28 protein-coding genes are annotated in these 26,348 nt (G+C 44.5%); 11 read left to right on the top strand and 17 right to left on the bottom strand.

Translation table 11 applies throughout. From position 1 onward, the window contains the following. The first annotated feature begins 47 nt into the window (after positions 1-47). The gene (glcD, locus tag ACIGG7_RS04575; RefSeq protein ID WP_397548999.1) at positions 48-1,460 is read left to right on the top strand and encodes a glycolate oxidase subunit GlcD; all 1,413 of its coding nucleotides are present in this window, start codon (positions 48-50) and stop codon (positions 1,458-1,460) included. Continuing rightward, positions 1,457-2,776 (top strand): (Fe-S)-binding protein, encoded by a 1,320-nt coding sequence (locus ACIGG7_RS04570; protein WP_397548998.1) that lies wholly within the window; start codon positions 1,457-1,459, stop codon positions 2,774-2,776. Before glcD ends, ACIGG7_RS04570 begins: the two co-directional genes overlap by 4 nt. A 70-nt stretch (positions 2,777-2,846) precedes the next feature. Here ACIGG7_RS04570 and ACIGG7_RS04565 read toward each other — a convergent pair whose 3' ends face one another. From ACIGG7_RS04565 to bioD, 3 genes are all read right to left on the bottom strand, one after another. Further along, positions 2,847-3,008 (bottom strand): hypothetical protein, encoded by a 162-nt coding sequence (locus tag ACIGG7_RS04565; protein ID WP_224943135.1) that lies wholly within the window; start codon positions 3,006-3,008, stop codon positions 2,847-2,849. A 200-nt stretch (positions 3,009-3,208) separates the two neighbouring features. After that, entirely contained in the window at positions 3,209-4,528 is a 1,320-nt protein-coding gene (gene bioA, locus ACIGG7_RS04560) for an adenosylmethionine--8-amino-7-oxononanoate transaminase (protein WP_397549097.1), read from the bottom strand. Between the two features lie 13 nt (positions 4,529-4,541). Continuing rightward, a complete protein-coding gene (gene bioD / locus ACIGG7_RS04555) occupies positions 4,542-5,270 on the bottom strand; it encodes a dethiobiotin synthase (RefSeq protein WP_397548997.1) in 729 nt (242 codons plus the stop codon). Positions 5,271-5,364: 94 nt separating this feature from the next. Between bioD and ACIGG7_RS04550 the strand changes: the two genes are divergently transcribed. Next, the gene (locus tag ACIGG7_RS04550) at positions 5,365-5,937 is read left to right on the top strand and encodes a biotin transporter BioY (protein WP_397548996.1); all 573 of its coding nucleotides are present in this window, start codon (positions 5,365-5,367) and stop codon (positions 5,935-5,937) included. A gap of 143 nt (positions 5,938-6,080) precedes the next feature. On the opposite strand, the gene ACIGG7_RS04545 is transcribed toward ACIGG7_RS04550, so the two are convergent. The 6 genes from ACIGG7_RS04545 to ACIGG7_RS04520 form a co-directional block, all read right to left on the bottom strand. Next, on the bottom strand, positions 6,081-6,998 hold the full coding sequence (locus ACIGG7_RS04545) for a ketopantoate reductase family protein (protein ID WP_397548995.1): 918 nt from the start codon (positions 6,996-6,998) through the stop codon (positions 6,081-6,083). 74 nt (positions 6,999-7,072) lie between these two features. Further along, positions 7,073-7,681: an SAM-dependent methyltransferase gene (locus ACIGG7_RS04540; protein ID WP_397548994.1), complete on the bottom strand. Its 609-nt coding sequence runs from the start codon at positions 7,679-7,681 to the stop codon at positions 7,073-7,075. 343 nt (positions 7,682-8,024) lie between these two features. Next, positions 8,025-9,416 (bottom strand): nucleoside recognition domain-containing protein, encoded by a 1,392-nt coding sequence (locus ACIGG7_RS04535; protein ID WP_397549096.1) that lies wholly within the window; start codon positions 9,414-9,416, stop codon positions 8,025-8,027. Next, complete coding sequence (locus ACIGG7_RS04530; RefSeq protein ID WP_397548993.1) at positions 9,403-10,128, bottom strand: FeoB small GTPase domain-containing protein; 726 nt, start codon at positions 10,126-10,128, stop codon at positions 9,403-9,405. Before ACIGG7_RS04530 ends, ACIGG7_RS04535 begins: the two co-directional genes overlap by 14 nt. A 1-nt stretch (position 10,129) precedes the next feature. Next, positions 10,130-10,381 carry a FeoA family protein gene (locus tag ACIGG7_RS04525; RefSeq protein WP_224943098.1) on the bottom strand — a complete coding sequence of 84 codons (252 nt, stop codon included), beginning with the start codon at positions 10,379-10,381 and terminating at the stop codon, positions 10,130-10,132. Between the two features lie 222 nt (positions 10,382-10,603). Next, positions 10,604-11,149 carry a GNAT family N-acetyltransferase gene (locus ACIGG7_RS04520; protein ID WP_397548992.1) on the bottom strand — a complete coding sequence of 182 codons (546 nt, stop codon included), beginning with the start codon at positions 11,147-11,149 and terminating at the stop codon, positions 10,604-10,606. Positions 11,150-11,319: 170 nt separating this feature from the next. Between ACIGG7_RS04520 and ACIGG7_RS04515 the strand changes: the two genes are divergently transcribed. Continuing rightward, positions 11,320-11,994, top strand: a complete 675-nt coding sequence (locus ACIGG7_RS04515; RefSeq protein ID WP_397548991.1) for an NAD(P)H-dependent oxidoreductase — start codon at positions 11,320-11,322, stop codon at positions 11,992-11,994. Between the two features lie 46 nt (positions 11,995-12,040). Here ACIGG7_RS04515 and ACIGG7_RS04510 read toward each other — a convergent pair whose 3' ends face one another. The 4 genes from ACIGG7_RS04510 to ACIGG7_RS04495 form a co-directional block, all read right to left on the bottom strand. Beyond that, positions 12,041-13,099 (bottom strand): C45 family autoproteolytic acyltransferase/hydrolase, encoded by a 1,059-nt coding sequence (locus tag ACIGG7_RS04510; protein WP_397548990.1) that lies wholly within the window; start codon positions 13,097-13,099, stop codon positions 12,041-12,043. A 78-nt stretch (positions 13,100-13,177) separates the two neighbouring features. Then, positions 13,178-13,696 carry a hypothetical protein gene (locus tag ACIGG7_RS04505; RefSeq protein WP_397548989.1) on the bottom strand — a complete coding sequence of 173 codons (519 nt, stop codon included), beginning with the start codon at positions 13,694-13,696 and terminating at the stop codon, positions 13,178-13,180. Positions 13,697-13,902: 206 nt separating this feature from the next. Then, positions 13,903-14,484, bottom strand: a complete 582-nt coding sequence (clpP, locus tag ACIGG7_RS04500; protein WP_224943085.1) for an ATP-dependent Clp endopeptidase proteolytic subunit ClpP — start codon at positions 14,482-14,484, stop codon at positions 13,903-13,905. A 21-nt stretch (positions 14,485-14,505) separates the two neighbouring features. Beyond that, positions 14,506-15,186: a sigma factor-like helix-turn-helix DNA-binding protein gene (locus tag ACIGG7_RS04495; RefSeq protein ID WP_397548988.1), complete on the bottom strand. Its 681-nt coding sequence runs from the start codon at positions 15,184-15,186 to the stop codon at positions 14,506-14,508. Between the two features lie 185 nt (positions 15,187-15,371). Between ACIGG7_RS04495 and ACIGG7_RS04490 the strand changes: the two genes are divergently transcribed. The 4 genes from ACIGG7_RS04490 to ACIGG7_RS04475 all read left to right on the top strand — a co-directional run bounded on the left by ACIGG7_RS04490 (position 15,372) and on the right by ACIGG7_RS04475 (position 19,176). Continuing rightward, positions 15,372-16,043, top strand: coding sequence for a response regulator transcription factor (locus ACIGG7_RS04490; protein WP_397548987.1), 672 nt, complete (start codon positions 15,372-15,374; stop codon positions 16,041-16,043). Continuing rightward, the gene (locus tag ACIGG7_RS04485) at positions 16,044-17,411 is read left to right on the top strand and encodes a HAMP domain-containing sensor histidine kinase (protein WP_397548986.1); all 1,368 of its coding nucleotides are present in this window, start codon (positions 16,044-16,046) and stop codon (positions 17,409-17,411) included. A 72-nt stretch (positions 17,412-17,483) separates the two neighbouring features. Further along, positions 17,484-18,521: an ABC transporter permease gene (locus tag ACIGG7_RS04480; protein WP_397548985.1), complete on the top strand. Its 1,038-nt coding sequence runs from the start codon at positions 17,484-17,486 to the stop codon at positions 18,519-18,521. A 1-nt stretch (position 18,522) separates the two neighbouring features. Further along, the gene (locus tag ACIGG7_RS04475) at positions 18,523-19,176 is read left to right on the top strand and encodes an ABC transporter ATP-binding protein (RefSeq protein ID WP_224943074.1); all 654 of its coding nucleotides are present in this window, start codon (positions 18,523-18,525) and stop codon (positions 19,174-19,176) included. 25 nt (positions 19,177-19,201) lie between these two features. Here the strand turns inward: ACIGG7_RS04475 and ACIGG7_RS04470 are convergent, their stop codons facing one another. The 3 genes from ACIGG7_RS04470 to ACIGG7_RS04460 all read right to left on the bottom strand — a co-directional run bounded on the left by ACIGG7_RS04470 (position 19,202) and on the right by ACIGG7_RS04460 (position 22,351). Further along, positions 19,202-20,233 carry a hypothetical protein gene (locus ACIGG7_RS04470; RefSeq protein ID WP_397548984.1) on the bottom strand — a complete coding sequence of 344 codons (1,032 nt, stop codon included), beginning with the start codon at positions 20,231-20,233 and terminating at the stop codon, positions 19,202-19,204. Positions 20,234-20,272: 39 nt separating this feature from the next. Further along, positions 20,273-21,367 (bottom strand): serine hydrolase, encoded by a 1,095-nt coding sequence (locus ACIGG7_RS04465; RefSeq protein ID WP_397548983.1) that lies wholly within the window; start codon positions 21,365-21,367, stop codon positions 20,273-20,275. 114 nt (positions 21,368-21,481) lie between these two features. Continuing rightward, positions 21,482-22,351 carry a DMT family transporter gene (locus tag ACIGG7_RS04460; protein ID WP_397548982.1) on the bottom strand — a complete coding sequence of 290 codons (870 nt, stop codon included), beginning with the start codon at positions 22,349-22,351 and terminating at the stop codon, positions 21,482-21,484. Positions 22,352-22,599: 248 nt separating this feature from the next. Between ACIGG7_RS04460 and ACIGG7_RS04455 the strand changes: the two genes are divergently transcribed. The 3 genes from ACIGG7_RS04455 (at position 22,600) to ACIGG7_RS04445 (ending at position 25,872) form a co-directional block, all read left to right on the top strand. Beyond that, on the top strand, positions 22,600-23,433 hold the full coding sequence (locus ACIGG7_RS04455; protein ID WP_397548981.1) for a hypothetical protein: 834 nt from the start codon (positions 22,600-22,602) through the stop codon (positions 23,431-23,433). Beyond that, the gene (locus ACIGG7_RS04450; RefSeq protein ID WP_397548980.1) at positions 23,421-24,221 is read left to right on the top strand and encodes a hypothetical protein; all 801 of its coding nucleotides are present in this window, start codon (positions 23,421-23,423) and stop codon (positions 24,219-24,221) included. Before ACIGG7_RS04455 ends, ACIGG7_RS04450 begins: the two co-directional genes overlap by 13 nt. A 115-nt stretch (positions 24,222-24,336) precedes the next feature. Further along, entirely contained in the window at positions 24,337-25,872 is a 1,536-nt protein-coding gene (locus ACIGG7_RS04445; protein WP_397548979.1) for a multicopper oxidase family protein, read from the top strand. 36 nt (positions 25,873-25,908) lie between these two features. Here ACIGG7_RS04445 and ACIGG7_RS04440 read toward each other — a convergent pair whose 3' ends face one another. Further along, positions 25,909-26,346 (bottom strand): SRPBCC family protein, encoded by a 438-nt coding sequence (locus tag ACIGG7_RS04440; RefSeq protein ID WP_397548978.1) that lies wholly within the window; start codon positions 26,344-26,346, stop codon positions 25,909-25,911. Between the last annotated feature and the right edge of the window lie 2 nt (positions 26,347-26,348).

Here is a 26,348-nt window from a genome sequence, read left to right as displayed (position 1 = left end):
TTTTCCGGACAGAATTGAAAAACATGTAAAAAAAGGTGGAAACTAGAATGATCACTCCAGACATTAAAAAGAAGTTCATCGGAATCGTCGGCGAAGAAAATTATCGTGACACTCCTGCTGAGAAGCTTGTGTATTCCTATGATGCAACACCCAATTACCAATCCATGCCCGATGCAGTCATCGTTCCACGTTCCACAAAGGAAGTAGCGGAAATCGTAAAAATCTGTAATGAGCATGGCATCCCCATGGTACCCAGAGGATCCGGAACAAATCTTTGCGCCGGAACATGCCCTACTGAAGGGGGAATCGTCCTCCTATTCACCCATATGAACAACATTCTCGAATTGGATGAAGAAAATTTGACCATCACCGTGCAGCCGGGTGTGATCACCCTGGATTTGATTCACGCCGTTGAAGCCAAGGGCCTGTTCTATCCCCCAGACCCGAGTTCTATGAAAATCTCCACTATCGGAGGGAATATCAATGAGAACTCAGGTGGACTCAGAGGATTGAAATATGGAGTCACCCGTGATTATGTCCTTGCTCTTGAAGTCGTCCTTCCCAATGGAGATATCATCCGTACAGGGGGGAAACTTGCGAAGGACGTTGCAGGATATGATTTGACCCGGCTGTTTGTCGGCTCGGAAGGAACACTGTGTGTCATCACCGAAGCAACATTAAAGCTTGTTCCCATGCCTGAGACCAAACAGACGATGCTTGCTCTTTATCAGGATATTGAAGCAGCGGCGCAAAGTGTTTCCAGCATCATCTCTCATCGCATCATCCCGACGACCCTTGAGTTTTTAGATCAACCGACATTGGAAGTCGTAGAGGACTTTGCCAAGATCGGTCTGCCTACTGATGTAAAAGCCGTCCTGTTGATTGAACAGGATGGCCCTCCGGAAGTCGTGGCACGTGATATGAAACGGATGGAAGAAGTATGTTTGCAGAATGATGCGGTATCCGTTCAACTGGCTAAAACCGAAATCGAAGCGGACGCTCTTCGCACCGCCCGACGTTCTGCCCTATCAGCTCTTGCCCGCCTCAAACCGACAACCATTTTGGAAGATGCGACGGTCCCCCGCTCAGAAATTGCGAAAATGGTGAAAGCCATCAATGATATAGCAGATCGTCACGGGTTGAAGATCTGTACCTTTGGACACGCAGGAGACGGAAACCTTCATCCGACGGTGGCAACAGACGCACGGGACCATGATGAAATGGAGCGGGTTGAAGCAGCATTTGAAGAAATCTTCGCCCATGCCATTGACTTAGGTGGGACCATCACCGGAGAACATGGCGTCGGCATGATGAAAGCCCCTTACCTCGAATGGAAATTAGGACCTGAAGGAGTTGGAGCCATGAAAATGATCAAGCAATCGTTTGATCCGAACAACATCATGAATCCAAATAAGGTATTCGCGAAAGAATCAAGAAAACGTGTGGTGATTTCAAGATGACAACTGTGAAGGAAAAGCAAACGATACAACAGGAATTCAAAGACCGCATGGATGAAGATGAATTATTGAACTGTATGAGATGTGGGTTCTGCCTTCCCTCCTGCCCCACCTATATCCAATCGGGGTTCAAGGAATCCCACTCCCCCCGCGGCCGAATCGCCTTGATGAAAGCCGTCGTCGATGGTGTGATCGAGCCTGATGAAGAAGTCGAGCGTACTCTCGATCTGTGTCTCGGTTGCAGGGCCTGTGAACCTGTCTGTCCCTCAGGTGTCAATTACGGACACTTGCTGGAGGAAGCACGGGATATCATCAATCAAAATAAAAAACATTCCCTTCCTGTCCGGGTTGTTAGGAAGAGCGTGTTTCAAGGGTTATTCCCCCACCCGGATAGAATGAGGATGGTCACGAACCTACTGGGGATTTATCAACGATCCGGATTGCAAAAAGCCGTCCACACGACGGGCGTGATGAATCTGTTCCCTGAAAGCATGGCCACGATGGAACGTGTACTCCCACAAGTACCTAAAATGAAAGACATGAAGAATCGCCCAACTGCCCTTTCTTCCATTGGGGAGGTTCGGAAAAACGTCGCTTTCTTCTCCGGTTGCTTGATGGATACAATGTTTCTGGAAACGAATAAAGCCACAACCAAACTGCTTCAGCTGGCAGGCTGTGACATCGAGATTCCAAAATCGCAAACCTGCTGTGGAGCCTTGCACGGACACAGTGGCGAAAAGGATGCTGCAAAGGAATTGGCCAAACGGAACATCGAGGCATTTGAAGACGCAGAGGTTGATTACATCATCACCAATGCAGGAGGATGCGGAGCGTTCCTCGTCGATTATGATCACTTACTGAAAGATGATCCAGAGTGGAAGAAACGTGCTGTCTCATTTAAAAATAAGATCAAGGACATCTCCTCGATACTGGTAGAACTAGAGTTTCATAAAAGGGAATTGAACGTTTCACCTCAGCGAATCACGTATCAGGATTCCTGTCATCTTCGAAACGTTCAGAGAACATTCATGGAACCAAGACTACTCCTTCAATCGGTGGAAGGAGCTGATTTCGTTGAGATGAAGCAGGCCGATCACTGCTGTGGATCTGCGGGCATCTACAACATCGTCGAATCCGAAATGTCTATGAAAATCCTCGATCACAAAATGGAAAACATCGAAGACACCCGGGCCACCACCATCATCACCTCCAACCCGGGCTGCCTCCTCCAAATGAAACTCGGCATCGAACGAGAAGGCCTATCTCACAAAATGCGCGCCATCCACATCGTGGACTTTTTGTTAGAAGCAGTCGAATAAGAGGGACGGACCTCTCCAACCATCATTTTGCCGGCGGCAAATGGACGGTTGGAGGTCCGTCCCTCCCTTTTTATCGTTTCCTTCTCTTATAGAATGAGAAGTAGACGAGGTAAGATAGGATGATTCCATAGGCTGCAAGTAGTGAAATGGCATTGGTGGCGTTGGTTGTGAGCCAGATGATGATGGTGGTGATTGCAATGACCACTGCGCTAATGGTGATGAGTTTGTTCATGGGGTACCTCCTTTTTGGTCAGGATGGATGATATGGTTATTTACGTTTTAGGTGAGGGAACGGTTTCTTTTTTTTATTTTTGGTTGAGTTTTTTGTTCCTGGTACACTTTCTGCTGATTGTACCTGGTACACGCTCTTCAGGCACAAGAAAACGTAAAAAGACGAACCCTTATCCAAGGTCCGTCCCTCAACGACTCTTCTTATACCCCAACCGCTGCTTTGGTGGTGATGTCGATGGCTTCGGTCATGATGGTGACCATTTTCTGTAGTTCTGCTTCAGTTGTGGCAAGTGGAGGCATGAAGACGATGGTATCTCCGATCGGGCGGGTGAGCATGCCTAACTCACGCATTTTGATCGTCGTCCAATATCCAACCCTGTCTTCCCAAGGAAATGACTTTTTCGAATCTTTGTCCTCGATCAGTTCAATCCCGCAGATCATCCCGAGCTGCCTGATGCTGCTCACGTGGGGATGATTCTTCAATGGTGCCAACAGGGACTTTATGATGTCCACTTTCTTCTGTACCTTCCCAATCAAATCATCTCTTTCATAGATTTCCAGATTCGCCAGTGCCGCTGCACAACCCAGTTGATTTCCTGTATAGGAATGACCGTGGAAAAAGGTCTTTAATGAGGTGTAATCATCATAAAAGGCTTCATACATTTCTTCTGTTGTGAGAGTGGCGGCAACGGGCAGATATCCTCCTGTAATTCCTTTCGCCACGGTCATGATATCCGGCTGCACACCTTCATGCTCGACGGCAAACATTTTTCCTGTCCGCCCAAAGCCTGTTGCTACTTCATCGACTATGAGCAGGATCTCATATTTCCGGCAAAGCTGCTCGACTCCCTTGAAGTATCCCTTTGGCATGATATTCATGCCGCCGGCTCCCTGTATCAGAGACTCCACTGTCATGCCTGCGATCTCGTGGTGATGCTCTTGAAATATCGTTTCTAATTCACTCAATGCCTGATCCCGAACTTCCTCCTCTGTCGATAAATCAGAATGATGGACCACGTCTGGAAACGGGGCAACAAAAGACTCAAACATAAGGGATTTGTAAACTCGATGAAAAATATCCACTTTCCCGACACTGATGGCACCGACCGTATCACCGTGGTATGCATTTTGAAGTGTAATAAATTTCTGTTTTTCTGGTCTGCCTTTATTTTGCCAATATTGGTACGCCATTTTGATAGCGATTTCAACCGACGTTGCTCCACTGTCTGAATAAAAGACTCTCTTCAAGCTTTCCGGTGAAAGAGACACCAGCTTTTCCGCTAATAATATCGATGGTACATTCGTGGCACCAAGCAAAGTGGAGTGTGCGATTTTATCTAGCTGATCTTTGATAGCCTGATTGATTTCCTCATTGCGATGTCCATGAACATTTAACCAAAGAGAAGAATATCCATCCAGATATTCGTTCCCATGGATGTCTCGCAAATAGACACCCTCCCCGCTTTCAATCACTAAAGGGTTCTCATCATAATCCTTCATCTGCGTGAACGGAAGCCACATATACTGGCTGCTTTTATCGATTAGCTGTTGCTGATTCACTTTGAACATCCTCCTTCAACACGTCCATTTTCCAATTACTGAATAACTCTTTCACATTCACTTCAGCTAATGCATCTTGTGACATGTAAGGAATCAACCCAATCACAGATACTCCTGTCAACTTTTCTATCATCCGCTTGTTGTCCCGTTCGATTTCCTCCAACTCATCTGGAGAAGTTTGATTTAGAACGATGCCCGCTATGTGAATATTTCGCTGTTTCAACGCCATCACAGACAGAACCGTATGATTGATGGTACCGAGTCCGGCCCGTGCGACGAGAATGACCGGCAGGGACACTTCATTAATCAAATCCAAGATAGTTGCCTCCTCGTTCAAAGGAACGATTAATCCTCCCGCCCCTTCTACAAGGAGGAGTTCATGGGCGTTTCGTAAATTCTTCACCTGCTCTACGATCGGCTCAAGCTTAATCGACACACCGTCGATCCTAGCGGCAAGATGAGGAGAGCTGGGTGTTTCTAATACGTATGTATTGGCTTCATTCCCAAAATGACGGTTCGTGACATTTTCATAAAATTCCGTGTCAGACGCTACCAATCTATCATCCTTCCTGATTGCACCGCTTTGCACAGGCTTATATGGAAACACATCAATGCCCTCTTCTATGAAATACTTTGCCAGCAAACCGGTGGTTAACGTTTTACCGATCTCTGTGTCCGTTCCAGTGATAAAAAAACCTTTCAATTTTCCTCCCCCTTTTTGTTAACCTAATTTACAAAATGGTTAACATTTAAGATAATAACAATCATACCACAGTTTCTAGGGGGAGAAAATAATAATGGGAAAAACAAGGGAATTAGTCTTATGCGGCCTTTTTGCTGCTTTAATGGCAGTCGGGGCGAATGTATCTTCATTTCTAATGATCGGCGGGGTTCCGGTGACCCTTCAACTTATGTTCGCCATCATTGCAGGGGGGATGCTCGGAAGCCGTGTCGGTGCGAAGGCGATGCTCGTGTATGTCGCACTGGGGTTGATAGGTGCACCAGTCTTCGCCCAGTTTAGAGGTGGACCCTCAAGCATACTCAGTCCCACCTTTGGGTTTGTTTTATCGTTTATAGTGGTTGCATTCGTGGTGGGGTTGGTCCTTACAAGGACACGTTCATTTGTAGGATATGTTTCTGCAGGGGTAGCTGCTTTAATATTGAATTACATAATTGGAACGAATTTCATGTACCTGGCCCTTACCTTCTGGGCAGATGCACCGAGTGGTTTCAGATATAGTGTTGCCTGGGGGTGGATGGTGGCATATTTTCCCCTGGATATCATCGTAACCGTTGTTTCCATGATGGTTGTACAACGATTATCTAAGTTGGGGCCTTTGAGGAATGTTCGTCCTTCTCTTCAAAAGTAGATTGATAGAGTGGTTTGTTTAAATTGGTTCAGCTGCTGATTTTCCTCTACTATTCAGCAGCTGACTCCTTCCACTTTTTCACCTGCTGAACACAAAAACAAAAAACACCAGACACCCCAAAAGGCATCTGATGTTCCCCAGTCTTATCGACTCGCCAGCTCATAAATCTTCAAATTTCCATAAATCAACCTCAAATCAGGAACCTCAACACTGTTACGATCTGCAGCTTCTAATAGATAACCATAAAAATGGTCAGCCTCCACAGACAGCTCCTTCTCCATGTCGCGCTGCAGGGAAGATTTCATGCTGTAGCCCATTTCTCTGATTTTACCTGAAAGAGTTTCTTCAATCTTTTCAGCAAGAGGCGCACCCAATGCCCTCATGACAGCTGCCGCCTGAGAAAGTACCGCCTCGATTCTGTCCGCTCCCTCAACGTTGTCTCTGATCGGCCCGATTGGTGCACGATACAGGGATGTGACACCTGACAACGTAGTAATAAAGAGGTATTTATGCCACATTTCCTGTTCGATGGTGTCGGATAAACGGAAGTTCGCTTTCGTACCTGAGAAGGCATCTTCAAGCTTGATGATTCTTTCCGTCCGTTCCCCGCTTCTCTCTCCAAAGACCAGGTCATGAATCGGACTTGTCTGAATGACTTTACCCGACCCGTCAAGCGTAGATTCGACGAAGCATAAGCCTCCCAGCACCTTTTCTTTCCCAAAGGCTTCCATCATGTCATCAACATGTGACATTCCATTCAATAATGGAAGGATCATCGTGTCTTCCCCTACAAACGGTGTCATACTATCAATCGCCTCTTTTAGGTGATACGCCTTTGTCGATAATATAATGACGTCAAAAGGCTCTGCTTTTTCTTCTGCTTTTAGTGTTTTCGGTTGACAGTGAAAATCGCCGTGAACGCTTTCGATGTGTAATCCATGTTCTTTCAGCTGATGTTCCCTTTTTTCCCTCACAAGAAACGTGACGTCTTCGCCCTTTTCTACTAATCTACCCCCGAAGTAACCTCCGACGGCACCAGCACCTACGACTAATATTCTCATATTCATCCGCCTCCCATTCTATTCATCTTCCATTCCATTCTCCGATATGAAAGCGGATAAATCAAAAATCTTGATCAATACATCAATCCATATACTAAAAATCTCTCATATTCATTCGCCTCAAACTCCCCAGTTAATGAAACCTCTTTTCTCAGCTGAAATAAAGGATGATCCTCCAGATAGTGAACATAGTCATCTGAGCTGTAATACAAAAGGATCTCAATGTCACGGGGAAAGGCTTCGACTGATCGGAGAATATTGTTGATGATTCCCATAAAGATTTGGACAGAAAACGGATTGAAAAAGTAGAAACGATTGTCTTCCGGATGAATGTCATAGTCCTCTGCCAGGCAGTGGCGAAAAGAAATCATGTCAGTCTTCATTCTCGTTTTCTCTAGATAGGTTGCGAGATTTCTTAAGCATTCCTCATAAAAATCATCGTTCATTTCCACCCCGACAACCGTGGATTGAAAATGATGATGAATGAAGAAATTCAAGCGCCCCTTGCCACATCCAAAATCGACGACCCGATCACTGTTTTTCAGTTCATACTGCTGAAACAACTCCTTTAGTGCCGCATAAGGAGTCGGTTCATAGCGGTGATAATGAAAGGATCTGTGAAAACCTATTTGGGGCTGGGTTGTCTTGATATTTAATAATGTATCAAACTCATGTTCTTTCATTGTGATCTCCTTATAGAACCTGCCGTGTATATATCCATGGTACCACGTTTACTCATACCTTTTTAGAAACAAAAAGCTCTTTTCGCAAAGATTGTTATAGTGAAACAATTACGCTTGGAAAGTTGATTGGAGCGGAAGGTGCTCGACTCCTGCGGGAAACGCTGGACAGGTGAGATCCCACAGGGCTTTAGCCCGAGGAGGCTCACCGCCAGCCCCGCGGAAAGCGAGCACCTGGAGTGGAAATCAACCACCTCTCGCTTGTTTAAAAGCAACAATGATTTCGCAAATTCCCAAACAAAAAAAGCAAATCCTCATGTAAAAAGGATTTGCTTTTTCATTCGTTTTATACCCACCCGAGCGCTCTGACGATGCTTGCCACAAGGAAGGTAACCCCAATCGCAATCGCTGTCGGAATCGCAAAGGACATGAACGTCCATTTCTTGCTTTTCGTTTCCTTGTAAATATTCACAAGGGTCGTTCCACAAGGGAAATGGAGCAGTGAAAATAACATCATATTAAGTGCCGTGAGCCACGTCCAGCCATGACTGACAAAGACGGCTTTTAATTCTGTCAGATCGTCAAGTTCAAGCATCGCTCCTTGAGACAGGTAAGCCATGATTAAGATAGGAACAACAATTTCATTCGCAGGAAGCCCGATGATGAAGGCTGCCATGATGAAACCATCCATACCTAGTGCCTGACCGAATGGATCCAGGAAATTGACGAAGTGCATGAGAATGCTTGTGTCACCGATGTTGATATTTGCGATGATCCAGGTGATGATCGATGCTGGTGCTGCCACGATCACGGCACGTTTTAATACGTACCAGGATTTATCGATACTGGAACGTAATACTGTATTCCAGATTTTCGGACGACGATAAGGTGGTAACTCGAGCGTATAATGAGTCGGAACCCCTTTAAGAGCTGTCTTGGATAACACCCACGATACAGCAATGGTGACAGTAATCCCGATCAACACCATCGTCATGACCATTCCAGCCGTCACAAGGGAAGCCATACCACCTGCATACCCGGCTGCCATGAATAAAGAAGCGAGCAGAATTAGTGTCGGCCAGCGTCCATTACAAGGAACGAAGTTATTCGTCAGGATGGCTAGCATCCGTTCTCTTGGTGATTCGATGATCCTTGTCGACATGATGGCAGCAGCGTTACATCCAAAGCCCATCGCCATCGTCAAGGATTGCTTTCCATGTCCTCCTGCCTTCTTAAACAGGCGATCCATGTTAAAGGCAACACGAGGTAAATACCCGTAATTTTCAAGCAGCGCAAAAGCCGGGAAGAAAATCGCCATCGGTGGAAGCATGACGCTGATGACCCAACCGGTACCCCTGAAGAAACCGAGAACGAGCACACCATGAAGCCATTCAGGTGCATTCATGGCGGTAAAGAGCAGGGTCAGCTGTCCTTCCATCCAGGCGAATCCCTGTGCAAGCATACTTGAAGGGACGTTTGCCCCTGCGATTGTCAGGTAGAAAACCGCCCCAAGCATGGCAAGCATGATGGGAAATCCCCAAATCGGAGAAGTCAGCACTTTATCCAGCTTTTCTGAATGAATTCTTTCTTTATTTTTGTACTTTACAACTTCTTGGCAGATTCCTCTGCTCGTCGAATAGATATTTTCGACAATTTCATCCCGAAGGTTGTCACTCGACATCCCTTTAGCATGATTGAATAAATACGCGAGTCCCTGATCTCCTTCATGTGGTTGCATTGATTGAGACATTGGAAAATCCTCCTCCCTTACGTTCCCTCCGGAAGTAATCATTCATCGAGTTGAGTATACTTTCATCTCCATCTAATAAACGCAAGGAAATCCATCGAATCGGGAACTCATCGCCAATCATTTGCCGTACTTTGGGTGAGAGCTCTTCAATTTTTGCTTCGATATCCTCTGAATAGGTCATGCGATATGGAGTGGTCGGTACATTTCCTTGGGCCATTTCATGGACAGTGTCCAATAATTCTTTGATTCCCGTTTTATTTCTTGCCGAGATTTTCACAACAGGAACACCCAATTTTTCCTGAAGTGCTTCACTGTTTACTTCTATTCCTTTTTTCTTGGCTTCATCCATTAGATTAAGGGCTACGATCACTCGATCCGTCATTTCCATGACTTGAAGAGCAAGGTTCATATTTCTCTCCAGTGACGTTGCGTCAAGGACTACAAGTGTCACATCCGGTTTATCAAAAATAATATAATCCCGTGCCACTTCTTCATCCTGAGAATTGGAATAAAGGGAGTAGGTTCCGGGTAGATCGACAATGGTAAAATCCGTCCCATTGTGTTTGAACTCGCCTTCAGCGTGAATGACGGTTTTACCAGGCCAGTTACCTGTGTGCTGACGCAATCCCGTCAATAGATTGAATAATGTACTTTTCCCTGTGTTCGGATTACCTGCAAGAGCAATTCTGTATGAACTCATTCTATGCACCTCCTAATTTCTCAACATGAATACGTGAACTTTCTTCTTTTCGCAAAGCAATCGTCGTATCGCTCACCCGAAAGGCCATAGGATCCCCCAATGGGCTTTTTTGGATGACGGCAACTTCGGATCCCTTTACAAATCCTAAATCCAATAATCTTCTTCTCATCGTACCTTCTAATGATAATGATGTTATAAGAACACGGTCCCCTGGCTTACATTCTGATAGAGGCATCGATTTGACTTCGGACATGTTTCATTCCTCCGGTAAATTATATTGTCTTTATATTAAAAAGTTTCCCTTGTGCAAATTATATGTTCATCTTATTCCCTTCACCCCTAAAATGTCAATAAAAGTTTCATATTTTTATAGAATTTTTGAATGAACATGTTTACCAAGAAGCATCCATTTATAAGAAAAGAGGCATCTGGCAGTCCAGATACCTCTTTCTTAAAATACTTATGGATTCACCTTCTAACCAAGATATCCTAATAAATCAAGCTCTCCCTCTTCCCAGCCTTTCTCACTTACTTCTTTTACCATTAGCTCATTGATGACTTCAAAGCCTATACCAACAGTGGTTTGATTTTCATCATTGATCTTTAACCATTTGCATCGATTTTTAACTTTTTCAAACCCATTCTTTTCATATAATTGCGTATGATCCGCAAATAACAACATATAATCGATGTCTCGATTACGACAAAATTGCTCTGCTTCCTTCAATAAAATTGAGGCGACTCCGCGGGAACGGATTTCTGCAGATACACAGACATCGATGAGACTCAGTACATTAATACGTCGCCCATTTAGATTCATTACTCGATAATCACATGCAATATGACCGACCAACCGATCCTCATTGTATGCCAGAAATCTTAGATGTGGCTTCTGTTTAAAATAAATCCTGTCCTTAGGGAAATCCTCTCCAAAGCATTCACATAATAATGGCTGCAAGCGCTTGCGAATATCTTGGTCTAAATCAAACTCCGATACGGTCCTTATTTCAACAATTCTCAAGTCTCATTCCTCCTAACACCTCAAATGTATAGTCAATATTTACGGATATGATAAACCCATTGTTTCATCTTACTCCAAAAAAAGTTCTTCCAATCACATCACATGATTAACCTTTGGAACTTGTGGTAAGTTAAATATGTTGGAAGTCAAAGATAAGGAGTGATTGTTCGATGTCCACTAAAGATCAAGTCAAACAAGACATTTTAGATGCTTACCATTTCAGACATGCAACCAAGGAATTCGATCCGAATAAAAAGGTGTCTGATGACGATTTCCATTTCATTATGGAAACAGGCCGACTGTCGCCAAGTTCATTTGGATTCGAACCATGGAGATTCCTGGTCATCCAAAGTCCCGAGCTGAGAGAAAAGATCAAAAACACAGCTTGGGGAGCATACGGCAAACTCCCGGAAGCCAGTCACTTCGTCGTAATCCTCGCGAGAACCAAGAAGGATACCAAGTATGATTCTGACTATCTACAGGATCATTTTAAAAATAAAAAGAACATGCCTGAGGATCTTTTGGCAAAATATTTGGAGAGAATCGAACAGTTCCAAAAGGTTGATTTCGACTTACTGGAAGGCGATCGTCCTCTATACGACTGGGCAGGTAAGCAGACATATATTGCCCTTGGTAATATGATGACCGCCGCTGCCGAAATTGGAGTCGACTCCTGTCCAATCGAAGGTTTTGATATTGAGAAAATGAATACATTATTGAACGAGGAAGGCCTCCTTGAAGACGGCAGTTTCAGTATTTCCGTCATGGTCGCATTCGGTTATCGAGTCAAGGATCCATCTCCTAAAACGCGTCGTCCATATGAAGATATCGTGAAGTTTGTATAAATAAAATGACCCCGGTACATCACCGCGGGTCATTTTTCTTGCTATTCTATTGTTTAAACCAATCCGCACCCTCATCCATATGAACAAACGGAATATCTGTATCCACTTCACCGGTGATTTTATCCATCTCGACGTCATGCCCTTCCAGCCATTGAGCAAAATCAAAGACGACCGGTTCGCGGTCTCCCCCAAGGGCAAACCAAGCCTTCATCTCTCTAGGTAAATAAGCCGATGTATGGATCGTACCAGCCCAGCTGCCGTAAAGATCCGAGAAAACGCCTTTATCCGAATCATTCATTAAGCGGAAAGCTTTATGGACATCTTGCTCCCCCTTTTCCTGAATAACTCCCAATCTTCGCTTTGAATCGACCAGGTGATTTCGGTTCTCATGGGTCATCACTTCAAAGTGATTGGTACACGCATTCGCTAGGCGAACCTCCACCCCTCGTGGCGACGTTTCCACAATAAACGTCTCTCCACTTCTGTCATACACCACATAGCTGAAGGAATGCCTATGAGGGATTTCCTTCAACATGGCAACCGCTTCCGATACATTACCGCATGATTCCAGGATCAGACGACCGATCATACAACAGATGAAGCCATCACCGGGATTTTTCCTGTGCATGAAGTTATAGCCCAATGCCAGACCTTTTTCGTTCATGCCATCCATCCGCCCTGTCACACGCTGACTCGGACCTATGATACTATACCCGCCGTCCGTCGGTTGATAAAATGTATAGCGCCCCTCGTATGTTTTCGGGTGATAATCATAGTTGCGAATCAAATAGTCCTGTCCTGTTACAATCGAACATCCGGATTTCACATATTCAACCCGGTACCCGCCAAACTCCTTTAGCACCCTTTCCATCGGCCACTCGAGGGCTTCCTGCAATCCATGGAGTTCGTCCCATATGCCGGGGGCAAATTGTTTGATCGCGTCCTTTGTTTCTCCAACGCTGATAGAAAAGCGAGGCTTTCGTACCTTCCACTGATTCTCCCGGTTTCTTACCGTGATTGAATCCTTTATCCGCTCCCCTTGCATATAACCAAAGTCGAAGTGTGAGCCACGAAATTGTATGATATCGCTATGTATTGTTTTCATTCTAAAACCTCATTATCATCAGAATCTATTCTATAAGGATAATAGAATCCATGAGAAAAAGAAAGAAATCACCTTCTTCTATAATAGCTTATGAACCGGAAGAAACACCACCATCACAAAACATATTAGGAATGCCATCCCCGTTACCAATTCCCCTATAAAAAAACCAAGAGAGCTCATGAACTCGTCCTCACCCGGGTATATCGGTACATACGTGATCCATTCATAAAGAATATACAAGAATAGGAGTAAATAGAAACTGCTTCCCGTCATACCCGCTTTCCATCTCTCGCCTTTCATCCACTCCCTCGCATAGACAAGCGATTGCCACACAAGAATACTAGTGACCGTTGCAGCCACCATGATCACAAGGTGAATGTAGGGGATCATCAGATAGGTAATGCCGTACAACACCAATGCGGTTGTACCGAATAAAATCAGATTAATCACAAATAAAAAAACTCCGATCAACCAGGGATTTTGAAACCATTCATACTTATTTAATGAAGTAATCCACTTTATGGAATAGGTATTTTCACTAGATCTCTTCACAAAAAAGAATAGACCGATCATACCCAACAAGAGCATTAGTGTCATCTGCCACTCTCCTCCTAACCTCTGTTATTTTTAACGTTTGCTTCGATGAACTCATGGTTTATTTTACCATATCAATCTTGGACATTGATGCTTTTTCTACTGTGTACCTGGTACAAACCCAACGAAATGTACCAGGTACAGTCCTTCTCCCTTCGTTCAGCACACCAAAAATAAAAGAACGGCCATATCGACCGTCCTCTCATCTATTATTTCTTCTCAATAATCTCATCAATGATCCCATATTCCTTTGCCTCATAGGCACTCATGAAATAATCACGATCCGTATCGAAGGCGACTTTCTCAACGGATTGACCCGTTTTCTCGGCAATGATTTCGTTTATATGCTCCCTTAATTTTAGGATCCGCTTTGCCGAAATTTCAAGATCAGTCGCCTGTCCTCTTGCCCCTCCCAGCGGCTGATGAATCATGATTTCGCTATTTGGCAGAGCAAAACGTTTTCCTTTCGTGCCTGCAAGAAGCAGCATCGCACCGAATGATGCTGCCATGCCCGTGCAGATCGTCCTTACATCCGGATTGATGTATTGCATCGTATCAAAGATGGCGAACCCGGCAGAAGTCGAGCCGCCCGGACTATTGATATACAGAGAGATATCTTTGTCGGGATCATCCGCAGCCAAAAATAACAATTGCGCAACAATGCTATTGGCCATATGATCATTCACTTCGTCGCTGACCATGATGATTCTGTCCTTCAATAACCTTGAGTAAATATCGTAGGAACGTTCTCCTTTACTGGACTGTTCAATCACATAAGGTATTGCATTCATACATACTTCCTCCCTCTTTCGTTATGCAGCCATTGAGAGGACGGCAGATGGAGAAGAAGTCGTTGGCGTTGGTGCCACGCACATATGGACTGGACCATATGCAAGCAGGGTCGGGATGTAGGCGATCAGGAGGCTCGGATCCTGTGCTTTCAAACTACGGTATAAAATGGCGTTCAACTCTTTTTGGAGTTTTTCATCGCTGTATGTTTGAAATTCTCCCCATTCGTCATCACTGTGGATTTTTTTCAGTTTGGCTCTTGAACGGTTCAGCAATGCCTTAACGGCGGTCTCCGTCAGATCCAATAGATCCGCCACTTCCGAAATTTTGAATTGAAAGGCTTCCTTTAATATGAAGGAAAACAACTGCTTCGGAGTCAGATTATTGGAGAGAATTTCGATCATATCGGGACTGATCCACTCTTTCGGATGATGTTCGATACCTAATTCTGGAGCAGGGCCGATCGTTTCCCTGCTTTGTTTTCGACCTTTATCGATCCACAGATGATACGCCATTTTCTTCAGCAAAGCAGAACTCCAGTCCTGACGATCAGGGTATCGACTGAGGGCTTTACAAACAGCCTCTTGAGCAAGGTCCTCCCCGTCCCATTTGTCCTTCGTCAGAAAATAACAGTATCGAAAGAGCTTTGGTACCATTTCTTCCATTCTCTTATCGTCATGGCTGATCACCGATCTCGTTTGCATTGTCTTCACTCCTTTACATCCTCTCATGTTAATAACGGATAGGTATGTGAAAAAGATATGGGTATAAGGATGATTTTATTATTATTATATCCAAGAGGTGGGAGTTCGGTAATAAATTGGTTTAAGCTCTACCACTTATGCTAAAGTGTAATCATAAAAATTCTTTACAGAAAAGAGGTGCTGCTATGATATCGATCCTTGTTGTTGATGATGATCCTCATCTTCGAAAGCTCGTACGTGTGTATTTGGAGCAGAATGGTTACCTGGTGACAGAAGCACCTGACGGCGAAGCTGCATCCGACATTCTTCTCAATCAAACCATCGACCTTGCCATTGTCGACCTGATGATGCCAAATAAAGATGGATTTCAGTTAGCAGGGGAAGTAAGAGAAGACTATGATATTCCAATCATTATGTTGACTGCGAGGGGCAGCATCACGGATAAAGCGAAAGGATATCAGGCAGGGACCGATGATTATATGGTGAAACCCTTTGAGAAAGAAGAGCTCCTCTTCCGCGTACAGGCCATCTTGAGAAGATACGACCGTGCCGGTTCTCAAACCATCCGACTAAATGAGATGACTCTTGATAAACGATCTTACGAGGTGAAAATAGGAACCACGACCATGCTTCTCCCCCTCAAGGAGTTTGAACTTCTCTATTATCTTGCAAGCTTCCCCAATCGAACCTTCACAAGGGATGAACTCATCCGGCATGTGTGGGGAATGGATTTCGAAGGGGATGACCGGACCATCGATGTCCATGTTAAAAGACTGCGTGAACGGTTCAAGCGTTACAGCGATACCTTTACGATCACGACCGTCCGGGGTATCGGCTACAAACTGGAGGTATCATAAATGAGTACCCTTTATATCCGGATCGTGGTCGTCACGCTCCTGATCATGATTGTGAGCAGCGTGATGGCCTTTATCGGTTCGAACCTTTACTACCAGAAAATCTTAAAGCCTTCCAATGATGAGAAAAACACTGAAATCGCCCATGACGTGGTAGAACTCTTTGAAGCTGCCTCCATGGACGAATCCACTTTTTTTAAGAAGACGGCAAAACTAAGCTATCAATTTTACGTGACCGATGGAAAGGCTGGAACCTTTTATGGGGAGGAATTTCGGAATCATACACTATCTCCTGAAGTGATAACGAGCGTACTGAATGGGACTACTTACCACGGTATGGCTGAATATCCTTCCACCACGTTTGTGACGGGATTTTTCTCCAACGAATTGTCCAACTCTATCGGTGTCCCGATTGAAATCGACGGGAAGCCTCATGCGTTATTTATGAGACCAAATGTCAAGCAGCAGTTCAATGAAATACATATTCTCCTATCTGTCCTGCTCCTCTTGACGATTGCACTCAGCATGCTGATTGTCTTCTTTAGTACACGGTATTTAGTGAAGCCGATCAGGGAGCTAACCGTTGCCACAAAGAAGATAGCCGGTGGGGATTATTCCATTCAGTTAAAAGAAAATCGCAACGATGAAATCGGGACCCTTGCCAAATCATTTACGAGCATGAGCCGCCAACTGAGAGAGGTGGACCAAATGCGCCAAGAGTTTGTTTCAAATGTATCCCATGAAATACAGACACCTCTTTCATCCATGAAAGGATATGCGACTCTATTGCGCTCCCCCTCCATTTTGAAAGAAGATCAAGACTATTATTCGAAGGTGATCGAATCAGAAAGCACCCGTTTGTCAACGTTAAGCAAACAGCTTTTGACCCTTGCCTCCCTTGATAAAGATCAAGGAGTGCTCAAACATGAACCCGTTAACTTGACGAAGATGCTCCAAGACCTTATTGCACAAACGAGGTGGCTGTGGGAAGAGAAGAATCTTGCCTTGTCCCTGGAAGCGGACGAAGTAATCTATTCCGGACACGAAGATCTGCTACACCAGGCGTTTGAGAACCTATTATCAAACAGTATTAAATACACCCATCGTGATGGCGAAATCCATATGTCCCTCCATAAAGAGCAAGAAGGCGTCACATTTAAGATCCAGGACACCGGAATCGGTATCCCTTCAACACATTTGGAAAAGATCTTTGACCGCTTCTACAAAGTGGATGAGTCCCGGAGTCATGAACGTGACAGCAGCGGCCTTGGACTGTCCATCGTCAAGAAGATCATCACGCTTCATCATGGCGAAATCCATGTAAAAAGCATTCCACATAAAGGAACCACCTTTACGGTGACGCTTCCTTAATCCTTTGTTCATCTTCCGTTCATACTTCCCTTCTATCATGAAAGGGAAGATATGAAAGGGAAGGTGATTTTTTTGTTTCTTGCATGGAAAGAAATTCGCTATGCCAAAATGAAATTCTTATTGATCACAGGCATCATCACATTGATTACAAGTCTGGTGTTGTCGATATCCGGATTAGCAAATGGATTATCCGTAGATAATGCCTCTGCCATAAAAAATATGACGGCTGACACATATGTTGTGGAAAAAAGCGACACACATCAGTTGGAAAGATCCAATATGACAGCAGAAGATATCGCTGCTGTAAAAGGAGGTTCGCCACTTGGTTTGAGGATGGTGGAAATGGTCCATGAAGGGAAAGCAATGAACATCAGCCTCTTTGCCTTAGATCCAACCAGCTCATTCATGCCTGCCTCTGAAGAAAGCGTCAAACTCGCTCCATACGAGATGCTTGCGGATCCGAGCTTGAAGAAAGAAGGAGTACAACCTGGAGACACTTTCACCTATCAAGGGAAAACATGGACCATCCGTGGCTTTACAGAGAAACGCTTCAGCTACGGACATACACCGGCCATGTTTACCTCGATGGAGACATGGAAGGATCTTCATGGTGATACCCCTGTGTACCAGGCGCTCCTCTTCACGGATAAGGAAGGAGCAGATATTCCTCTCAATCTGGACGCAGCATCGAAGAAGGACATTCTTTCAAACGTACCGGGTTATTCGGCGGAGCAGGGTTCTTTAAAGATGATGGTGGTCTTCCTGCTCATCATCTCAGCGATTGTCCTGGCAACTTTCTTCTATGTCATGACCCTGCAGAAGCTTCATCAATACGGTGTATTAAAAGCGATTGGGACTAAAGCAGGCATTCTCCTGCGTGCCCTGTTCGCCCAAATATCCATTCTTTCCATCCTTGGGATCCTGGCAGGAAATATCCTTACGTATGGATTGACACACATCATTCCTGGAAATGTCCCATTTGATATATCTATCGGGATGGTACTGTTAAACAGCGGTTTAATCTTAGCCATGGCATGGATCGGTTCACTATTGTCCTTCAGAAGCATTACGAAAGTCGATCCATTAGAAGCAATCGGAGGGGTGAAATAAGATGACATCGATTTTAGAGTTAAACGGGGTTACGAAAACATACAAACAAGGCCATGAAACACTCACAGTTTTAGATCATATATCCATGAGGGTTAACAGAGGAGAGTTCGGGGCGATACTGGGACCTTCCGGATCCGGAAAAAGCACCCTCCTCTCCATCATCGGGGCATTGACCAGTCCCTCAAGCGGTGAAGTCATCCTAAACGGACGAAATGTACACGAGATGAACGGAAAAGAACAAACGGCCCTTCGCATGAAGGAAATCGGCTTCATCTTCCAGCAATCGAATCTTGTGCCGTTCTTAACCGTCGAAGAACAACTATTACTCGTCGGGAAGCTCAACAGACAGAAGAATCAACCTCAGGAACGGGCAACAGCATTACTATCTCACCTTGGACTTGAAGAACGAAGCTCTCATTATCCTGAACAGCTCTCCGGTGGAGAACAGCAGCGGGTAGCCATCGCCCGTGCCCTCATGAATGAACCGAAGCTAATCCTTGCCGATGAACCTACCGCAAGCCTTGACCGGGAACGGGGGAAATCCGTGGTGGAATTATTATTAAAAGAAACCAAGGAAAGGAATATTGCTACCATCATGGTTACGCATGATGAATCGATGATTGGGGAATGTGATTGGGTTTATCGGATGGGGTAAGAATGAAGAAAGTGCCTGGAAACCGTCAGGCACTTTCTTCATTTTGCTTAAACAGTTCCTTCAATTTTTCGGGATCATCCACTCTCAAAGCCACCTTAGACACCTCTTCTTTTCTACCCATGAATAGGGTCGCTTCGACAGGCTCCTTCAAGACCAAGACAACCTGAGGATGAATCTCCTCAAAGTCTTTCTGCATAAAAATCATGGTGCCTTTACTTGGTTTCTTCTCTCCCCATTCCATTCTCTTGATGTTTGATAGGGGCAGGATCAGCCGATGCCTTAGTCCCTGAGCAATGTGCAGCGAGCCATTTTTCACTTCAACAGGATGCAATCGTGTAATCTGGATTTCGGCTAGTACGAGAAGAATGCTGTACATGTTTAGAATGAGCAGAATGAATGACAGGACCGGAATTTTGGAGTGCAGCCACCAATGAAGACCAATCGTTTCGATTGCGACGGCATGGATGAGCATGATATTCATGGCGATGGCACTGGTCTTATGATGCATCGTTACCACCCTTTTATGAGTGGGTGCTTTCTTCCGCCAGCTGAAGATGGCGTAGTACACCATCAGAATCTCTGATGCCACGATTCTGATAAGAGGAAGTCTGCTTACCTTTCTTTCCACTGCAGGAAGGAGTGAAAAGATCGGACCTGTTCGCGTTGATCTCATTTCAGCCCGGATGACTGGAATTCTCTTGAGCAGAAGGAAGATCAGGCCCAGTTCCGCCAGAAAGAACAAGGCTTCAGAGCTAATCCCGAAGTACAGGAGGAGGGTATAGGGAGCAAAGAATTCTTCAGGAATGATGACTCTTGCCATGACCAATCCAAACACGACGAATCCGACCGCCTGCTTCTTTGAAACTTTGAAAGCTGCATAGGCGAGTGCAGGTGAAATGATGACCAGATCCACTAAAGATCCAAGTACGACACCACTTTCAAGTTTTATAGCCAGGACCTGCTGCACAAGTGGCTGATACAGTAGCACATTACTTATAAGGACCAGTGTTAACAGGGCAAGTGCCCATAATGACCATTTCGAGTTTCGGAGAACCATTTTTACACCTCCACCTACCATATATTCCATTTACTTACATTATAACTCTTTCAGCTTATTTCGGAAATCTTCGTCTCTTAGAATATTCAGCATGAATGAATTCAAACTCCCTGAGATCTTTTCGAACTCCCCCGCTCCCAGCTCGTTTGTAAAGATCGCAATCTCTGTTGAATTTCCTTCTTTATCTGTTGCATACGCAGCATTCGTGACGAGGAACTCTGTCGATCCTCCTTTTTTTCCGGCATGCATTAACCACTCCCGATTGATATGACTTTCCATAATACCTTCCATTACAGCATCCAATCGCTCTTGTATTTCACGTTGAAAAAAGGACTTGGAATTGAGCTTCCCCATGAGTGTTGCGTATTCAAAAGTAGTACTCCGGGTCAGTCTGTCGGACCAAATTTTGTCCAGACGCTTACTTGAATGCCAATTTTCAAGGTACAGACCTTTTTCCCCCTCTTTTAAATTTTGTGAAACGGTTTGAGCGATTCGTATGTATTCCTCTTTTGACATTTCCTTTACCTTTGACTCGATATAGTCAGTTGTATAGGAAGGATCTTTCATCTTCAAATACGTTGGAATCAGCAAGGCCCCCACGACCGGGTAAAGCGCTTCATGTTTTTCAATGCTCAATTCATCCAGCAATCCGTTGATTTTATTCACTCCAAGAAGGTCCATTAAATAGTCCGTGTTTGCATTGGAGCTGAAAGCAATCATTCCTTTCACCACATTTTCAAGGGTAGTACTATTTCCAGGGAGAAGTCCCTTATCTTTCGAATACGCCATCCAGTCTTCATGGGCTCCCCCATCTGTATTCGGAATATAATATCGCTCGAGCTCTTCCAGAGAAACGCTGTGGGAAGGATCTAATGTCTGTTCCCTGCATTGCTTCGCATATTCAATGGCGATGATGGTCTTCACCGCACTTGCTAACGGAAGCATCTCATCTTCCCGGACAGACTTGAGCGTTTCCCCATTCCGAACCACCGTTAAACTCCAATTCTTGTGATGTTTCAAGTAGTTTAACAGATAGTGTCCATCCCTTTTATCCGCTCGCTGCCTAACGCCGGCCACAATGATGAACAAAGCGATAACCAAAACGATGCCACTAATGAATAAAGCCACCTTCATGTTCCTCTCTCCTGTCTAAATATGGATACTATATTTACGGTTTGAAAATGGGAAATGTTTCATTTCACCAACGTAAAAAAACCTATCCACCAGTTGATGGATAGGTTTCGGGTTTCATTCAGATTGCCTGTTTTTTCCGTCTTCATTATTTTTCAGGAACATGTAAAGTGATGCGCCGAAAATGACGATGTACCCTATAATACTGTATACATCAGGAATCTGCCCAAACAGGAAGATGCTGATAAGCGCGGAATAAACAACCGTCGAATAGAAAAAGATGGATATCTCCCTTGCCGGCGCGAACTTATATGCGATTGTAATCCCGAACTGACCAACTGTCGCAAAGACACCTGCGGATAGCAGGTACCCCCACTGCTTCGCACTCATCGGCTCATAAAATCCGATGACAAATGGTAGGAGCACGACTGTCGTAAAGAATGAAAAGTAAAAGACGACCGTATAAAACTTCTCCCTGCTCCCGAGCACCCGGAGGACCGTGTAGGCACCTGCGGCAAAAATGGCGGAAAATACTCCCGCGAGATACGGAATGACATCGAAAGAAAATGCTGGTTTAATGATGAACAATGTCCCGATGAACGCGATGATGATCGCCACCACCTGAAAGACACGCGTCCGTTCTTTCAAGAATAGGGCCGAGAAGATGATGGTCAAAAATGGGCTCAGCTTGTTCAACATATCGGCATCCGATAACACGAGATGATCAATAGCATAGAAGAAAAGCACAATTCCAACGGCTCCTAAAGCGGAACGCAGCAGTAGAAGCTTTTGATTTTCTTTTTTTCCAAATAGGCGTTCCTTATGATACCGGACAAAACCGAATGCAATGAATGCAGAGACGATATTCCGGAAAAAGGTCTTCTGAATCGTCGGCACATCCCCGGACAACTTTACAAAAGCTGCCATCAAGGAGAAACCGAACGCTGATAGTAATAACAGTATGATGCCTTTATTTCGATTTGACATTATTTCCTCCAATAATAAACAATTTAGCAACTAAAATAGTGTATCAAAAAAAGAAGGCAAAGAAAAAAATCTGAACCTTCACCTTTCCTTTTTCCTGAAAAAGGAATGACTTTTGAATCAGATGGGTATAGGAACAAGCAGTAGTGACACTCTCAGCATAGGAAAATGCTCCTTACTTCTCCTGTCAGTGAAACATACAAAGAATTCATCCGTAAATACATACCATGAAAAAAGCAGAGGTGACTAGTTTGACGTTATTACAAGTACTAAAGGAAAGGGTTTCTACATATGAAGCCGACGAACCTCGTGATCCTGTTGGTACCATCATTCACCATTTAGAAGACCGCATCATTCAACGTATGACATACAGGAGGGATAGCCGGACACATGCCCAGATCATCATTCACACATCCGACAGCATGACCGTAACAACAGAAAAGGCAGAATTGGCTGCCTTCGAAGACAGAGAAGATCAGTATAAGATATTGGATACAATCTGCTCCGTCTTTTATAAAGAAAAAGTGAAAGACAAAGATCGAAAAGCATTCCTTGAATTTCTTGATCTCTTTGCCGTTCCCGCCCGTTCACAGAATGAAAAACTAGCATGTTACAGCGTTTTGAATGAGCTAAAAGCTTACGATCAAGACGCTTCTCAAAGCAAAGAGATTCTTTATAGAAATTTCATGCGATCAGAGGTGGACAAAAGAACCATCCTTGACGTGATGAAACAACTACATGAATGCTTTATTGTGTTTCGGGAATTGTCCAAAATGCCTACAGCCCAGATCAAAAAACTGATTTCTCCTGCCAAGGTCATCTATTTTGCCACCCTGACCTGGAAGATGATGAAATGGAAGGTGTTTAACTTCTGGCATGATCATTATTTCTACCTTTTTAGTAAATGGGAATCCAACCCGGACAGATTTGAAGAAATGTACGAAATCTTATGCCCGTCACTTGAAAGGACCTTCAAGGGTGATGAAGCCTCTCAGGAACACACTGAAACGATTTCGTTCACAAATAGAGACTTACGCATCGAATTTTCAAATGAAGAAGGGACCGAAGCACCATGGCATTCTTGATCATACCCATAGCGACCATTCCCTTTCTCATCTATATGTTTGCCCTAATGGACCATCACCGGCACTACAGGGTCCTGCTTCGGTACGCTCTACTCAGTGCCGGTACTTTCGCAGCCATCTTCTCCGTGACCCTGATTGTAAATCTTCATTACTTAGAAAAGTACGGTTTCCCACTCCTTCCAACGGGATCGGAAATAACGATCATGTTGATGGTTTGCGGATTGTTATTGGGTATCATCCTATTGATTGTCGTCGTGATGGGGATTTTTTCGAGAACGCCCTTTAAGCAAACCATCATACAAAGCTCACCCGTTTTTATTGTCATGAGTTTATTATGCTTGTCCATGATGATGATCTTCATTTTCGTCCTGCCCATTGCACAGAAGTCTACTTACGCTACAGCTATGAAGCGAGCGGACCGATCGTTCAGCAATATGGAGAAAGAAACGGATCAGCCAATCGGGATGACCTTGGCCGTGTCAGATCAAATATGCTATTCAAGCTCTTCTTCCTGCAGAGGATCAGATTATTCGAATCTTGTATTTATGAAGAACTTTGAGGATCGTGATCTAATTGTTCAAGTACAGATGGCCTTTTTCGATTCTTCAGGAAATGTAATGGACACCATTGAAACCGGGAGTATGACGATCGGGGCGAATGAAACCATCCCCTTCCTTCCAAATACGGAAATCAGAAGAAACCAAAGCCCATGGAATCGATGGACCATCGATACAGATGACCGCACAGCGAACATTCAATATCGCTACCGGTATAAAGGCGCAAACTAAGAATAGAGGCATCTGCTCATACTACAGCAGGTGCCTCTTCATTTTTACGGCATAAAGGATATTTCAATATCAATCACCATACATATGGAGTAATAGTGCCAATAGAGGAGGATCTATGATGCTAGAGAAATTTGTCGACCCGCTTCCTGTCATGGAAACGATTCAACCTATCTCTATTCACAAGGGTTCAATGTTTTATGAGGTGACCATGAAAGAAGGGCATCAGCAACTTCACCGGGATCTTCCCCCTACTAGAATATGGGGGTACAACGGGCAATTTCCCGGACCTACCTTTAAGGTAAAACGCAATCAAACGGTGAGGGTATTGTGGAAAAACGAACTTCCAATGAAACATTTCCTTCCTATCGATATCACCGTCCATGGGGCAGGGAAAAATCAGCCCGAAGTCCGTACCGTCGTCCATCTCCACGGAGGGGCAACACCTGATACGAGTGACGGTTATCCTGATGCCTGGTTTACAAAAGGATTTAAAGAGACAGGCCCCTTCTTCCCTGGGAAAGTATACACCTATCCCAACCAGCAGCAGGCCACCACCCTCTGGTACCATGACCATGCTATCGGAATTACACGTTTGAATATATATGCTGGACTCGCGGGAGCGTATATCATCCACGATGAAGAAGAGGAAGCGTTATCACTGCCTGCCCATTCATACGACGTGCCGCTTGTGATCATGGATCGCTCCTTTCATAACGGTGGCTCCCTCTATTATCCTTCCGAACCTCAACCACCGATTCCAGGTGTCCGTTCCTCCACCCTTTCTAATTTCTTCGGGGATACGATTCTGGTTAACGGGAAGGTTTGGCCATTTCTTGAAGTCGAGCCTAGGCGTTATCGGTTTCGATTGATCAACGCATCGAATTCCCGGACGTATCAGCTTTCCCTCTCAAACGGTACACCATTCATACAAATCGGATCTGATCAGGGGCTTCTCTCTGCACCAGTCCACGTTCGAAAGATTTTGCTTGCTCCTGCTGAGCGCGCAGATGTCATCATGGACTTTTCTTCTCTGGATGGAGAATACATCACGATCCTCAACCATGCCCCAGCACCGTTTCCAAACGGTTCCTTGCCGGATCCTAACACGACGGGTGTCCTGATGCAGTTCCGCGTGTTGAAGCAGCTCCAGAGTGAAGATACAAGCAAGATACCAAATTCACTGCAATTTGTTCCTAAATTAAAGAAGAGAAATGCTTCCCGCACGAGAAATCTTCTGTTGAATATGACGCACGATCAATTTGGCCGGGAGGTACATCTATTAAACAATCAATTATGGGATGATCCGATTACTGAAATGCCTCATCTTTGGAGTACTGAAATATGGAGCTTCATCAATGTAACGGAAGGTTCCCATCCCATCCATTTACACTTGGTTCGCTTTCAAATTCTGGACCGCCAGACATTCGATAAGGAAATCTACCAAAAGGAAGGAAGGGTCGTCCCAACCGGTCCACGTATCAAGCCTGAACCTAATGAACAGGGGTGGAAGGACACGGTTTGTGCGAATCCATGGGAAATGACCCGCATCATCGTTTCATTCGGACCTTATACCGGGTTGTATGTTTGGCACTGTCATATATTGGAGCATGAGGATTATGAGATGATGAGGCCTTATGTAGTGATTAAATAGACAAGGAATCTGCCCATGACCTGGGCAGATTCCTTTTTATTCGTTTTCAAGGATTTCTTTGATTTTTTTTAAATCCTTCCTATTTGCTTTTCTCATCATCGTAGAGATTAAAGGAGTCATCACTTTAGAAAATCCAGTCGGGTTTCCACAGTTTCGTAAAGTCATTTTGGTCGTTTGGTCATCAATCGACTCCCACTCATAGGTGGTTTCCATTGGGAACGGTCCGTTTGCAGTCTTCATCACAAGCTTCCGTCCAGGGATTAACTCCTTGATTTCATATACATAGGAAAGATCCTTCCCTAAAAATCTGGCTTTGAATGCAATTTGAGAATGTAAGGATAAAGGCTTTTCCGTCCTCCATTCTGCCGAATCAATGTTCACATACCATTCCGGTGCATGATCCGGGTCAGCAGCATACTCTGCAACCTTTTGAATCGGACATTGTATCGTTATGTCGGTTATGACATCTACCATGG

The organism is Rossellomorea sp. NPDC077527, assembly GCF_044542955.1.
Lineage (GTDB): Bacteria > Bacillota > Bacilli > Bacillales > Bacillaceae_B > Rossellomorea > Rossellomorea aquimaris_E.
The sequence above is the reverse complement of the archived record's forward strand: the minus strand, read 5'-3'. Positions and strand labels throughout refer to the sequence as shown.